Here is a 12112-nt window from a genome sequence, read left to right as displayed (position 1 = left end):
CTTCCTTCTTCCTTCTTCCTTCTTCCTTCTTCCTTCGTCTCTCAAATCCAACTTAGCCCGCAACTCTTCCTTAATCCGATTTAAAATAGAATCCTCATCCAAAGAAGACAAAATCTTGCTCACCACAGCCTTTGGCCCATCATCTCCCCAAGAAGCACCATTAGCCAAATAAGCCTTAGTAACTTGACCGATTCCGTAGGAAGAAACCCCCGCAATTGCAGCTTGCGTCACCGCCACAGACAAATAAGGCCCTAAAGCCAAACCCCCCGTCGCCGGCGTCGCCAAACCCAACAATCCCTTCAAAGAACTCAAACCAAAATTAGCCAACAATTCACCCGCAGTAATTCCGCCCATACTAATCGCAATCTTTTGCAGTAATTCCACCGCGCCCGCTTCCGTCATCGCAATGCCGTAAACTTTAGATAAAGTTAATATCATCACCACATCAATTACCGCACCGCTAAGAATATCAACTACAGTAATTGGATTAAGTGCGATCGCCACCGATTTCGTCATTACCGCGTTCCAGATAATTCGATTAGCCGCGTTATCTCGAATCTCCATTTTTCGCTGCACCAACTGCTCGTTAATATCCCCTGCACAGAGCATCGTATTCAGCGCGACCAAAGATTTGCCTTCCCGGTCTAAAATCTCCAAAATCTTTAATTTTAAATCTTGCACTTGTGGCAAACTGCGAGTCATTTGCACGCCCATACTTCCGTCGGGACGGCGCACCGCCCTCGCCGTCAAAGGCGAAGCCGCCGCCATCACAATTTCATCGGGAGACAACAATTCTCTCACGCGATCGTCTCGAATTTTATGATAAATTGCCAGCCTGTCTGCATCAGGATACTGGTCAATTTTATTAAACACTAATAACATCGGTTTTCCGGCTTCCCGCAACTGCGAAAGTGCTGCGTATTCCACCTTTGTAATGTCGCCAGCAACTACAAACAAAATCAAATCTGCTTGTTGAGCAACGCGACGCGCCAACATTTCGCGAGTTTCCCCGTCAACTTCATCTATTCCCGGAGTATCGATTAATTCTACTTGCGACAAACGGTAAATAACTGGCGAAAGTCGTAGCGTAGCGGGGCGTAAGCCATCGGGCAAATTCTCATCAATTCCCTCTCCGACATCCCACTGGCCAATAGTCGTGGTGCGAGTCACCCCGTGAGTCGGGCCAGTTTCAAACACATTTTGACCTAGCAGCGCGTTCAAAACCGAAGATTTTCCCCTTCCCACCATCCCAAACACAGCTATTTGCACGCAAGCGCGCTCTAGCTTGTCGAGCATTTTCTCCAACCCGCCAATTTCCGGTTCCAGTCCAGTTCGCTCTTGAACTGTCAAGTCGAGATTTTCTACTATATCTCGCAGAGCATCTTTAGCGTGGCGCAGGTTGAGTTCTGCCTGAATGTCTGCGAAGCTTAAAATTGTGTCATCTAATTCGCGATCGACATTTGAAAAATCCGAGGCTTCAGTCATTGTTCCCTTATTTTATAGTTCTGTTTTGTTTAAAGTTTCAGCCAATACAATGCTATTCTAGCTTTCTCTGTCTGCTTTGTACAGATATCTCAAATCTCTCTCTGTGAACTCTGTGTACTCTGTGGTTAAAGAATTCCGAACCAATCTTATTTTTTTTTAAGGATCTATGACTAAATTAATCAAAATAGCCAGTTATCCATTTTTTTTCCGAATCCCAATTTTTCTGTTAGCTTTATTATCAATCTGGTTGCCCCTAGCAGCACCAATTTACTTGTTAGTTAAAGATAGCAACCTTGCAACTATTCTCACTATGGCGCTGTTGTTTACAGAGTTTCTCTTTTTGGTGCGGATCTGGGGAAAAAAGGTTTACGGACAAACCCAATTACTCAAAAGTTACGGTTTAATCAATACGCGAAAAAACGGTTTTGAGCTTTTAATCGGATTGGCGATCGGGCTTTTGCTCACTTTCAGCTTATTTGCGGTGCAAGGGCTGTTCGGCTTAGTCGCGTGGCAAAATTCTGATAATTTGCCGAGAATCATCGCAGAAGGGCTGTTAAGCGCCCTTGGAGTCGGTTTTGCGGAGGAGTTGGTATTCCGGGGTTGGTTGCTGGACGAGTTGCAGCGGGATTACAATTATAGAATATCTCTGTGGGTGAATAGCCTGGTGTTTGCCCTATCTCATTTTATCAAACCTGTCGCGGCCATGCTGCAGAGTTGGCCGCAGTTTCCGGGGTTGTTGTTGCTGGGTTTGATTCTGGTTTGGGGAAAACGATCGCGCCAAAATCGCCTCGGTTTGTCGATCGGGCTTCATGCAGGTTTAGTCTGGGGATATTACATTATTAACATCGGGCAGTTAGTGCGATATTCGGCATCTGTCCCCGATTGGGTAACAGGAGTTAACGGCAATCCGCTAGCTGGGGCGATCGGGCTTTTGTTTTTGAGTGTCTTGGCCTTGGGAATGCGGCAGATGTCCGAACGTTCAAAAGGTTCGCAGTCAGGACTTTAGTCCTTCTTCCCAAATTTTTACCCTTTATTCTTTAGTCTCTTAGAGAGGGACATCGTTTGTCTAGACGCGGTTTCAACCGCCGATTCCTCTACTCTACAACCAACCTTGGGAAATTTTTATGCAGCTTGCTGAACTTCTACCACACCTGAAGCATTTGCCTCACGCTGACAAACTTTTACTACTGCATTTTCTCCAATCGAAATTACTCCAATAATCACACATAATTTTCCTAGAAAATTAAAGCAAACTATCTAGCACAAACTCCTACAACTATTTTGAATTTGCTGCTGTTTTAGCAAAGGCTTGATCAGATTAAAAAGCAGTAAATTATGGTTGATAAAGTCCGATTTACGTTTACTGAAATCGCTCCGCAACTGGGTGCATTAAGTACATTGCCTTACTTGCCACTAACCTTAACTTATCAGAATAGCTCTTTAAGTGCATCAGCCTTGCTATCGCTAACCCAAATCATTTATTATTGATGTTAATTGTGTTATACTGAACTCATACAGACGCAAAAACCATGCTAAGTGAATCTTCGCGCTTTGTTTACGGCGATGAATTAATTACCGCAACAGAATTGAACCAGCAACCGAATCGAGTTCTAGATTTGGCGATGGATCACCCTGTCACTATCACTCGCAACGACCAGCATTTTGCTTTACTGCGCCGGGAAGAGATGACGTTGTGGGTCAAAGCTGCGACGCTTTCTTTGACTGTATTTGAAGTGACTGCCGCTGCTTACCGGCTGCGATTGGGAGAAGCGATTAGTTCAGAAAATCCCTATCACTGGCTGACAGCATTTGACTCAGATGAACTCAGCGAATTGATTGCTGAATTAGAAAAAGCTTACCGACTTGCTGAGTCGGAATCGGGCGCGTGGAATCAGATTGAGATTGTAATTCATGAATGGCATGAAAGCGCTAAAGCAATTTCTAGCCCGGAACTCGCAGCAGCTTTCAGCGATGAAATTGACGAAGTTTTGCTGACACCACCTCAAATAGAAAGCACTACTGAATCGACTCAGGTATGACGCACACTCCACCCACTCCAGACGATTCAGAAAGCGGGGTTTCCTCTGAAGAACTTTCCGCACCTGTACCCGTGCTTTCCGAGTTGGTAATCTCGCCTGAAGAAGCACTTACAGCACCCCGAACATCCCTATCTACTCAAGAAAATGCAGCCGAAATTATCGCGCAATTGCCTGAATCGCCCTGGTTAGTAGTAGCAAAAAACCGACGGGTTAACCGGGATTGGGAAGCTTTATTGTTACGTGTCCCTGAAAATGCTCGTCGCTGCTATCAAGATTTATGTACTAGCCCGATGGTGAGAAAACCGAGGAGAGTTTTTCCGTTAAAAGGCAAACTTTATCAAGGTGCGTGGGAATATGAAGTAACAAGTTCAGACAGAGTATTTTATGTACCGGATGAACACAAACGCAAGGTGCTTGTTTATTACGCGGGAACCCATCCTAAATCAGCACCAACTCCTCCGTAAATAAACCAGACTATTTCAACTTTTAGCGTTGGAGTTTGAGCCGATTTATCCACCAAATTTTGATCCATGACTCCACCGGCTTATCCAGCAACAAACCCGACTCCAGCAAAAAAGCATTATCAGATTAAATTGATATTTAGAGATTATTTAGGTTATAAATTATTTCTTGAGAACGCTTGAGCGCAATAGTAGCAATCGCAGATAATAAGGGAAAATTATCGTCATAGTCTGCTTGATTTCGATATCGGCGCAACACTGCTAAATTATCGGCGATTAATTGACATCTTGAGTCAGGATTAATATCAAATTCTTGCCAAACATAGCGGTGAATATCGCTAGTTTTTGCCAGGAAATGACCAAGAATTTCTTGATGGTACAAGCCCCTGGATTTATCCGTGGAATCAATCGAAAATCTAAAATCGAAAATCCTCAAGCCCCCGCATTTATCCGTGGGATCAATCTAAAATCTAAAATCTAAAATCTAAAATCGATTGACCTTGTTTATCTCGCAAATAGTTCCGCGCTAAGATAAAAGCAGCATAATAGGAACGACTGATAGCATCCCTCAATCGCGCCTCCTGTTCAGCAGGAATAGTTGCTTGACCAGCAAGTTCTTTTGCTAAATTTAGGTATTGCGACCAATCAAAACTCATCAGTATATTCCAAAATCGTATAAAAATACTCCCGAATTTCATGGGATAATCGCCGAGACCAATTTTTACGCAATTCATCTTCTCTATCCATTGCTTCATCGGGAGCGAGGTCTGTTAAGATGATTGAGAGAACCAGATGAACATAGTTAGGAATTTCCGGGTCATTGATGACTTGAAGTAATAGTTTTTGTTCGGGGAAATAATTGCTAATTTGAACGGGTGCTTCTAGCAGAACGGGAAGTAAAAATGGATTTTTGTTAAGAAAGTCAATAACTTCTGTTTGGTCTCGGAAAATGTATGATTTTTCTAGGGTTTCAATGTCTGATTGGGAAATGAGGAAAGGCGCGACTCTGGGTGCTGATATCTTTTGTAAGATTAAGGATGCTATGGCATTTTGTTCTGCTTCGGGTAGTTGAGAGACGGTGGCAAAAGTTTCTGCTAATAGGTTATTCATTTTGTAAATCTCCTATGCGACTATTCGTGAGAAAAATCAATATTTCTAATTATAATCTGTTCGGCGGTGAATCTGAAAAAAAAATAGTTTACTACGCTGGAACCCATCCTAAATCAGCACCAACTCCTCCGTAAATAAACCAGACTATTTCAGCAGACTTGTCTATACAGAAAGCATTGACACAATGACAGTGATTTTCCCAAACAGAACTTACGCACAGGTGGCCAGAAACCGGGTTTTTTGAGGATATCCTTCGCTGTACTCCACAGATTAAGTAAAAAACCCGGTTTCTTTGTCGGGAGTGCATCCACGAGTGCAAAAAAAAATCGAGTCACCAGAGGCGACCAAAAAAGTGAAAAAGAAAAAAGAGTAAAGAGCAAAAGGGCAAAATAGCAAAGAAGAGTCCTCGCGGGGAAAACTAGGACGACGAAGAAACCGAAGCAACCGCTACGCGAAAACCCCAGCTCCTCCACCTGAGATCCGACGAGTTGTAGCCACGATTGGCACTACGGCAATTGACCGCATAGTTGAGCCAGGAGCCACCACGCAGCACCGGGTAATTACTATCTCCACCACTTTCCCAGGCACTTCCATCATTCGGCGCACCGTTATAATTATCGTGGTAAATATCTTGACACCATTCCCAGACATTCCCGTGCATATCATAAAGTCCAAAGCTATTGGGTGGAAAACTACCCACAGCAGTTGTTGTTTCACGATAGATTCCCTTCGGTGCAGAACCGTAGGAATTATTGCCACGATAATTAACTAAATCCGGGGTAACTGTGTCCCCAAAATGAAATGGAGTAGTTGTCCCAGCCCGACAAGCATATTCCCATTCCGCCTCACTAGGAAGGCGATAGCTTCTACCCGTCTTCTGAGACAATCTCACACAAAATTCAACAGCATCATTCCAAGAAACGTTTTCTACAGGCAGGTTTTTACCCTTGAAGTGAGAAGGGTCGGGTTTAAGGTAATACTGAATTTTGGGCAATTTAGCTACTGCTGCCCACTGTGCTTGATTAATCGGGTATTTCCCCATCAGAAACGGTTTGATTGTCACCTGATGTTGAGGTCTTTCATAGTCATCGCTTTCTGCTTCACTTGCAGGTGCACCCATTTTGAAGTTGCCTTTGGGGATAGAAACCATTTCTAAAGTAACGCCATTGGCGATAGTTTCTGTAAAAACCTGTGCTTGACTTTGGCTGCGCTTGATGATTTGCCCCTTTGAATTCACTGTCACCGTTTCAAATTGAACTGTTTTTAGGGAATTTGACAATACTTTTACAGGTTGAGGCGATTTGTTCCCCAAACTTTGATACACCGTTCGTGTCGGTGGCGGTGGTGGTGGCGGTGGTGGCGGGAAAGACCGCGACAAAGATAAAATTGCTTGCAATGCTTCCTCTGCATTTTGATAACGCTGACTGAAATTGTCGCGCACCATTTTATCTAACACATTTGCTAAATTATTACTAACTTGCGCCCGATTTCGCCAAATAACTTCTCCCGTCTGCGGATCTTCTGCTAAGGTATGAGGAGGTTGACCAGTCAATGCTTGAATCCCAATCATCCCCACTGCATAAATATCGCTACACAGTTTAGGTTTGCCCTTCGCTTGTTCGCTCGGCATATAACCAGCAGTACCAATTGCAATAGTTAAGCTAGTTTGCTTTTGAGCATTCACAACTATTGTGCTAATTTCCTTGACAGCGCCAAAGTCAATCAAGACAATTTTACCATCTTGGCGACGCATTAAATTATCAGGTTTAAGATCGCGATGAATCACCTTTTGCTGATGAACAATTGCTAAAATTTCTAAGATATTGTGCAATAATGTAATAGTATATGATTCGCTTAATTTTTTACCTGGAATCAGTTCTTTCGTAAGGTCGTGTCCGGCGATAAAATCTTGCACCAAATAAAATTCCCCATTTTCCTCAAAGTGGGCGGAAAGCTTGGGGATTTGGTCGTGTAGCTTACCCAATTTATACAGAGTTTGGGCTTCCGTCTCGAATAAGCGTTTGGCAATTAGTAAAAGGTCAGGGTCAGCGTTTTGCGGTTTAAGATGTTTGACAACGCACTGGGGATGTCCGGGTAAGTCTAAATCTTTGGCTAGGTACGTGTGCCCAAAACCGCCTTTCCCCAAGAATTTGATAATTTGATAATGATTGCGGAGGGTACGACCCAGCATAGTTTTCAGGGAATGCAGTGGAAGTTAGGATATATTGTCGCACAAGAGGAAATTAGATGCTTAAACTCAGAATCGTTTCCACAATTATACTGCTAGTTAGTGCCAGTTGTTCATTTCCCGTACAAGCACAAAATCCTGCACAAATAAAGCAAAATAATTCTTTAGTTCAAGTGCAGCAAACGCCAGAACAAATTATCAATGCTTGCGTGCAGAATCAGGCTGAAACTCTGCCCAATCCTTTTACCGATGTACCTTCCAATCACTGGGCTTACAAAGCTGTTTTGACAATGTATTATTGTGGGGCTTACCGAGAAGGGATGAACCCTGATTTAATTAAAGAATCACTGGAATCGGGACCTCCTACTAGAGAAAGTTTGCCTTCCCGATCGCCCTTTCCCAATTTCCCATTACAGCCATTTCCCGTGATTAATTAAAGAATTAGTGGAATCGGGAGATACTACTAGAGAAAGTTTGCCTTCCCCAGCGCTTTATCCCTTCCCATTACTAAGATTTTAAAACTCAGCCCGAACCGTAAACGAATAATCGCCACCTGGTTCTAATTGATAATCCCATTTTTCCAGAAAACGGTGCAGCGGTTCCTGAATCAATGCCCTACCCTGAGAAGGCTCAAGAATCAGTGTTTTTTCTGACGTGAAACGCCACTGAAACTGCCACTCAAAATTGCCGGCAGTCACTTCACCCTCAATCGTGCCTTTTTGCCAAGATTGGCCAGTAACCCGGACATATGCAGTTGTTTCAGGCAAACGTCTCGAACTCACCTTTTTGTTTCCGCGTTTGTTTCTGCAATTGTGCGACTATTGTAAAGGCTCATGGCTTTTTCTACTCCTTGGTGCAGACTCAGTTCCACAGCTTCTACAACCAGTTTAAGCACTTTCTCTACTAACTGACTTTCCTCTGAGGAAAATTTTCCTAAAACGAAGGAAATCGTATCTTTCTCATTTTTAGCAGCATCGTTTTGAGGTTTGCCGATGCCAATCCGCAGGCGGGGAAATTTGTCTGTGCCCAAATGAGAAATTGTCGATTTCATGCCGTTGTGCCCGCCGGCAGAACCGGCAAGCCGCATTCTCAATTTCCCGATCGGCAAATCCATATCATCGTATACTATTAATACCGACTCCGCAGGTATTTTGTACCAATCTGTCGCCGCCCGAATCGCTTGACCCGACAGATTCATGTAAGTAAGCGGTTTCAGCAAACGGATTTTCTGTCCCCGCGGCCGGTTTCCCTCGCCAAATATGCCTTGAAATTTGCGATTTTCCGACAGCGAAATCTGCCAAGATTTAGCCAAGGCATCGACAGCATTAAAGCCTATGTTGTGTCGGGTGCGATCGTATTTAGGTTCGGGATTTCCCAACCCAACTATTAGCTGGGGAATCACTAACTCCGCTGGTGTTTCCGACTTTTGAGTGTTGTTCATTTAAATGTCTGCGGTATCTTCCTTGGGAGTAGCCGCCGTGAGTTTTTCAGTTGCCGGTTTGCTGCTAGTTGCTACTGCTTCTTCTAAGTGCTTAGCTTCCCGCGTGAACTCCGACTCAAAATCCCGCGAAGCGTCTTGAAAGCCCCGAATTGCCTTCCCCATACTCCGGCCGATTTCAGGTAATTTTTTCGGGCCAAATACCAATAGGGCGATCGTAAAAATAACGGCCATTTCCGGCAAACCAATGCCAAAAATATTCATGGTTTTTCTCCTGCAATTTGTTTAGTTACTTCTTGTTTATTTATGGCAAAAGTAATCGGAAAGGGTAAGGAAAAACGGGAAAACTTAGCTTTTACCCTTTCTCCTCAACCCTAAGCTTTTACTTTTAGCCTTACTGTTTTGCGATCAATTTTTAGCGGCCTAGGCTCGACCAATCCATATCCACACTCTCCAGAATCAGAGAAGAGTTGTAGATTTGCAAAATAATCAACAAGAACACGAAAAACAGTCCAATGAACACGCTCATCAATAGCGTGGTTCCCCAGCCGGGGGCTACCTTGCCGTATTCCGAGTTAAGGGGTTTGAGTATATCTCCTAACCAAGTCCGTTGTGCCATAAGTCACCTGCAATGAATCTCTACAGAAAAGTTTGACATATTTCTACCGCTAATTGCGATCGCAATTTCTCAGAAATGCTGCAGGGGGACTCGGAAAACGGGGAGTGGCGGTTGGCTGCCATACCGTACAGCGCCTAAAATCACGAGACTTTCAGACGGATTGTTATTTTTTGTAATATTATAGAGTGGAGCACTCATAATCGATCAAAAATATGGAACCTGCAGCAGTTCTTGGCATTTCACTGGGCGTGTGTCTGGTGGCTATCACCGGTTTCTCGATCTACACGGCTTTCGGCCCTCCCGCTAAGGAATTGAGAGATCCTTTTGAAGAACACGAAGACTAAAGAAGAAGGAAGGCACAACACGGATTCGGACACGGATACACGGATGAATTTAAGTGTGTTTCCAGAGATCTCCTATTCTCTGTCTCTCCCTCTCTCCCTGGTAGATATTCTTCTAGGGGTGGGAAGGGAGTGATGCTGTGGGGCGATCGCCGATCGCCTACTCGTCAATGGTATATTTTTCATAAATACAGTAAATCTCTATTCCATTTAAGCTAAAAATTATCAAGTTTCAGGGCAAAGCATAATGGGCAATACCTTTGGGCATTTATTTCGGATATCGACATTTGGGGAATCTCACGGCGGCGGTGTCGGAGTAGTAATTGACGGTTGCCCGCCCCTGGTGTCGATCGACGCATCGGAAATTCAAGCCGAACTCGATCGCCGTCGCCCTGGCCAAAGCAAAATTACGACACCTCGCAAAGAAGCAGATACCTGCGAAATTCTGTCGGGGGTGTTTGAAGGCAAAACTTTGGGAACGCCGATCGCAATTTTAGTCCGCAATCAAGACACTCGCCCCCAAGATTACGGCGAAATGGCGACAACTTACCGCCCTTCCCACGCTGATGCTACCTACGATGCCAAGTACGGAATTCGTAACTGGCAAGGCGGAGGTCGATCGTCCGCGAGAGAGACAATTGGTAGAGTAGCAGCAGGGGCGATCGCTAAAAAAATTCTCAAACAAGCAGCAGGAGTCGAAATAGTCGGCTACGTCAAACGCATCAAAGACTTAGAATGTGTCGCCGACCCGGACACTGTTACCTTAGAACAAGTAGAAAGCAACATCGTCCGCTGTCCAGATGCCGAATGTGCCGAAAGAATGATTGAACTGATCGAAAAAGTTCGCGACAGCGGAGATTCGATCGGCGGTGTAGTCGAATGCGTCGCCCGCAATGTACCCAAAGGACTGGGAATGCCCGTATTCGACAAACTCGAAGCCGACTTGGCCAAAGCCATCATGTCCTTGCCCGCCAGCAAAGGCTTTGAAATTGGTTCGGGGTTTGCCGGGACTCTGCTCAAGGGCAGCGAACATAATGATGAATACTATACTGATGATAAGGGTGTAATTCGTACAGTGACGAATCGCTCTGGCGGAATTCAGGGTGGCATTGCTAACGGCGAAAATATCATTTTGCGGGCGGCATTCAAGCCGACTGCGACAATTCGCCAGCAGCAGCGCACAGTTACCCGAGAAGGCGAAGAAACGCTGCTGGCTGCCAAGGGACGGCATGACCCTTGTGTTTTGCCAAGAGCTGTGCCAATGGTGGAAGCGATGGTAGCTTTAGTGTTGTGCGATCATCTGCTGCGCCATCACGGACAATGTGGAACCTTAAAGCCTGAATTTTAAAATGGAAATCAGCTTGTCCTCAGTAGCGGCAACTCCCGTTGATTGCCCTCAACCCTCCGAATCAATAAAAGGTATAGATGATTTTGTAGTACAGTTTTGGGGCGTGCGGGGCAGTGTTCCGACACCCGGACAGGAAACTGTTCGCTACGGCGGCAATACTTCTTGTTTGGAAATGCGCGTCGCTGGCAAACGCTTGATTTTTGACGGCGGAACAGGCTTGCGGATGCTGGGAGACCAGTTGGTGCAAGAAATGCCTGTGCAAGCTTATATGTTTTTTACTCACTATCACTGGGATCACATTCAAGGGTTCCCGCTGTTCGCCCCAGCTTTTATCCGCGGCAATAGCTTTGATATTTACGGGGCGACTCCGCCGGATGGAGATTGCATGAAAAGGCACTTCGTCGAACGGGTGCTCCACTCGAATTCGCCGATACCGCTGATGGGTTTGCAGGCAGATTTGAATTTCTACGAACTCAATCACAACCAGACGATGATGCTGGACGATATTGAGATTAGGACGGGATCTCTGAATCACCCCAATACTGCTATGGGATATCGGGTGACTTGGCAGGGACGATCTGTTGTTTACTGTTCGGATACTGAACATTTTCCCGATCGGCTAGATGAGAATGTCTACAATTTAGCCCTCGACGCTGATGTGCTGATTTATGATGCGATGTACACAGACGAGGAATATCACAACCCCAAGTCTCCGAAGGTGGGTTGGGGACACTCGACTTGGCAGGAAGCGGTGAGAATGGCTAAGGAGGCCCGCGTGAAACGAGTGGTGATTTTTCACCATGATCCGGCTCACACTGACGATTTTCTCGATCGCATCGCCGAAGATGTGCAAATCGCTTTTCCGAAGGCTGTCATGGCCCGCGAGGGTCTTATTTTGCCGATCGGCTTCTGAACATTTGCCCTTGTGAGCTCGATCGAACCATCAACCGATCGAACCATAATTGTTATGTGAATATGTGGATCGGGTCTCGCGCCCCGATCCACAATTTTTTTTAATATGCAGCAAACTCTTAACTGCATGGTATAATTCTTGCTTGTTAAGTTTTTAGGCACAGTATTTAA

General features: G+C 45.0%; 16 protein-coding genes. 7 read left to right on the top strand and 9 right to left on the bottom strand.

What is annotated here, in order from left to right; genetic code table 11:
• A partial coding sequence (locus QUB04_RS14735; protein WP_333285315.1) for a GTP-binding protein occupies positions 1–1485 on the bottom strand: 1485 nt, incomplete at its 3' end.
• A gap of 166 nt (positions 1486–1651) precedes the next feature.
• Here QUB04_RS14735 and QUB04_RS14730 point away from each other — a divergent pair.
• From QUB04_RS14730 to QUB04_RS14720, 3 genes are all read left to right on the top strand, one after another.
• On the top strand, positions 1652–2491 hold the full coding sequence (locus QUB04_RS14730) for a type II CAAX endopeptidase family protein (RefSeq protein ID WP_333285313.1): 840 nt from the start codon (positions 1652–1654) through the stop codon (positions 2489–2491).
• 523 nt (positions 2492–3014) lie between these two features.
• Positions 3015–3524 carry a hypothetical protein gene (locus QUB04_RS14725; RefSeq protein WP_333285311.1) on the top strand — a complete coding sequence of 170 codons (510 nt, stop codon included), beginning with the start codon at positions 3015–3017 and terminating at the stop codon, positions 3522–3524.
• Complete coding sequence (locus QUB04_RS14720; protein ID WP_333285309.1) at positions 3521–3988, top strand: hypothetical protein; 468 nt, start codon at positions 3521–3523, stop codon at positions 3986–3988. Before QUB04_RS14725 ends, QUB04_RS14720 begins: the two co-directional genes overlap by 4 nt.
• Positions 3989–4124: 136 nt before the next feature.
• On the opposite strand, the gene QUB04_RS14715 is transcribed toward QUB04_RS14720, so the two are convergent.
• The 4 genes from QUB04_RS14715 to QUB04_RS14700 all read right to left on the bottom strand — a co-directional run bounded on the left by QUB04_RS14715 (position 4125) and on the right by QUB04_RS14700 (position 7286).
• Entirely contained in the window at positions 4125–4367 is a 243-nt protein-coding gene (locus QUB04_RS14715) for a hypothetical protein (protein ID WP_333285308.1), read from the bottom strand.
• Between the two features lie 88 nt (positions 4368–4455).
• On the bottom strand, positions 4456–4641 hold the full coding sequence (locus QUB04_RS14710) for a hypothetical protein (RefSeq protein ID WP_333285306.1): 186 nt from the start codon (positions 4639–4641) through the stop codon (positions 4456–4458).
• Positions 4631–5095 carry a hypothetical protein gene (locus tag QUB04_RS14705; RefSeq protein ID WP_333285304.1) on the bottom strand — a complete coding sequence of 155 codons (465 nt, stop codon included), beginning with the start codon at positions 5093–5095 and terminating at the stop codon, positions 4631–4633. The genes QUB04_RS14710 and QUB04_RS14705 overlap by 11 nt, the downstream gene beginning before the upstream one ends.
• A 418-nt stretch (positions 5096–5513) precedes the next feature.
• A complete protein-coding gene (locus QUB04_RS14700; protein ID WP_333285302.1) occupies positions 5514–7286 on the bottom strand; it encodes a bifunctional serine/threonine-protein kinase/formylglycine-generating enzyme family protein in 1773 nt (590 codons plus the stop codon).
• Between the two features lie 56 nt (positions 7287–7342).
• Between QUB04_RS14700 and QUB04_RS14695 the strand changes: the two genes are divergently transcribed.
• Complete coding sequence (locus tag QUB04_RS14695; RefSeq protein ID WP_333285300.1) at positions 7343–7720, top strand: S-layer protein; 378 nt, start codon at positions 7343–7345, stop codon at positions 7718–7720.
• Positions 7721–7798: 78 nt separating this feature from the next.
• Here QUB04_RS14695 and QUB04_RS14690 read toward each other — a convergent pair whose 3' ends face one another.
• From QUB04_RS14690 to psbH, 4 genes are all read right to left on the bottom strand, one after another.
• Complete coding sequence (locus QUB04_RS14690) at positions 7799–8065, bottom strand: DUF3146 family protein (RefSeq protein ID WP_332958583.1); 267 nt, start codon at positions 8063–8065, stop codon at positions 7799–7801.
• On the bottom strand, positions 8062–8724 hold the full coding sequence (pth, locus tag QUB04_RS14685) for an aminoacyl-tRNA hydrolase (RefSeq protein WP_015176009.1): 663 nt from the start codon (positions 8722–8724) through the stop codon (positions 8062–8064). Before pth ends, QUB04_RS14690 begins: the two co-directional genes overlap by 4 nt.
• Positions 8725–8985 carry a TatA/E family twin arginine-targeting protein translocase gene (locus QUB04_RS14680; protein WP_333285298.1) on the bottom strand — a complete coding sequence of 87 codons (261 nt, stop codon included), beginning with the start codon at positions 8983–8985 and terminating at the stop codon, positions 8725–8727.
• Between the two features lie 151 nt (positions 8986–9136).
• The gene (gene psbH / locus QUB04_RS14675; RefSeq protein ID WP_015176007.1) at positions 9137–9340 is read right to left on the bottom strand and encodes a photosystem II reaction center phosphoprotein PsbH; all 204 of its coding nucleotides are present in this window, start codon (positions 9338–9340) and stop codon (positions 9137–9139) included.
• A gap of 212 nt (positions 9341–9552) precedes the next feature.
• Here psbH and psbN point away from each other — a divergent pair, with 212 nt between their 5' ends.
• From psbN to QUB04_RS14660, 3 genes are all read left to right on the top strand, one after another.
• Positions 9553–9684: a photosystem II reaction center protein PsbN gene (gene psbN / locus QUB04_RS14670; protein WP_190742515.1), complete on the top strand. Its 132-nt coding sequence runs from the start codon at positions 9553–9555 to the stop codon at positions 9682–9684.
• Between the two features lie 244 nt (positions 9685–9928).
• Positions 9929–11029 (top strand): chorismate synthase, encoded by a 1101-nt coding sequence (gene aroC, locus QUB04_RS14665; RefSeq protein ID WP_190659307.1) that lies wholly within the window; start codon positions 9929–9931, stop codon positions 11027–11029.
• A gap of 1 nt (position 11030) precedes the next feature.
• Entirely contained in the window at positions 11031–11942 is a 912-nt protein-coding gene (locus QUB04_RS14660; RefSeq protein WP_333141908.1) for an MBL fold metallo-hydrolase, read from the top strand.
• Positions 11943–12112: the final 170 nt, after the last annotated feature.

Source organism: Microcoleus sp. D2_18a_B4 (genome assembly GCF_036702475.1).
GTDB lineage: Bacteria > Cyanobacteriota > Cyanobacteriia > Cyanobacteriales > Microcoleaceae > Microcoleus.
This window is presented reverse-complemented; position numbering and strand designations above follow the sequence as displayed.

Coding starts and splice junctions, on each gene's coding strand:
- QUB04_RS14730 (WP_333285313.1), top strand. CDS start 1,652: ATGACTAAATTAATCAAAATAGCCAGTTATCCATTTTTTTTCCGAATC.
- QUB04_RS14725 (WP_333285311.1), top strand. CDS start 3,015: ATGCTAAGTGAATCTTCGCGCTTTGTTTACGGCGATGAATTAATTACC.
- QUB04_RS14720 (WP_333285309.1), top strand. CDS start 3,521: ATGACGCACACTCCACCCACTCCAGACGATTCAGAAAGCGGGGTTTCC.
- QUB04_RS14710 (WP_333285306.1), bottom strand. CDS start 4,641: ATGAGTTTTGATTGGTCGCAATACCTAAATTTAGCAAAAGAACTTGCT.
- QUB04_RS14705 (WP_333285304.1), bottom strand. CDS start 5,095: ATGAATAACCTATTAGCAGAAACTTTTGCCACCGTCTCTCAACTACCC.
- QUB04_RS14700 (WP_333285302.1), bottom strand. CDS start 7,286: ATGCTGGGTCGTACCCTCCGCAATCATTATCAAATTATCAAATTCTTG.
- QUB04_RS14695 (WP_333285300.1), top strand. CDS start 7,343: ATGCTTAAACTCAGAATCGTTTCCACAATTATACTGCTAGTTAGTGCC.
- pth (WP_015176009.1), bottom strand. CDS start 8,724: ATGAACAACACTCAAAAGTCGGAAACACCAGCGGAGTTAGTGATTCCC.
- QUB04_RS14680 (WP_333285298.1), bottom strand. CDS start 8,985: ATGAATATTTTTGGCATTGGTTTGCCGGAAATGGCCGTTATTTTTACG.
- psbH (WP_015176007.1), bottom strand. CDS start 9,340: ATGGCACAACGGACTTGGTTAGGAGATATACTCAAACCCCTTAACTCG.
- psbN (WP_190742515.1), top strand. CDS start 9,553: ATGGAACCTGCAGCAGTTCTTGGCATTTCACTGGGCGTGTGTCTGGTG.
- aroC (WP_190659307.1), top strand. CDS start 9,929: ATGGGCAATACCTTTGGGCATTTATTTCGGATATCGACATTTGGGGAA.
- QUB04_RS14660 (WP_333141908.1), top strand. CDS start 11,031: ATGGAAATCAGCTTGTCCTCAGTAGCGGCAACTCCCGTTGATTGCCCT.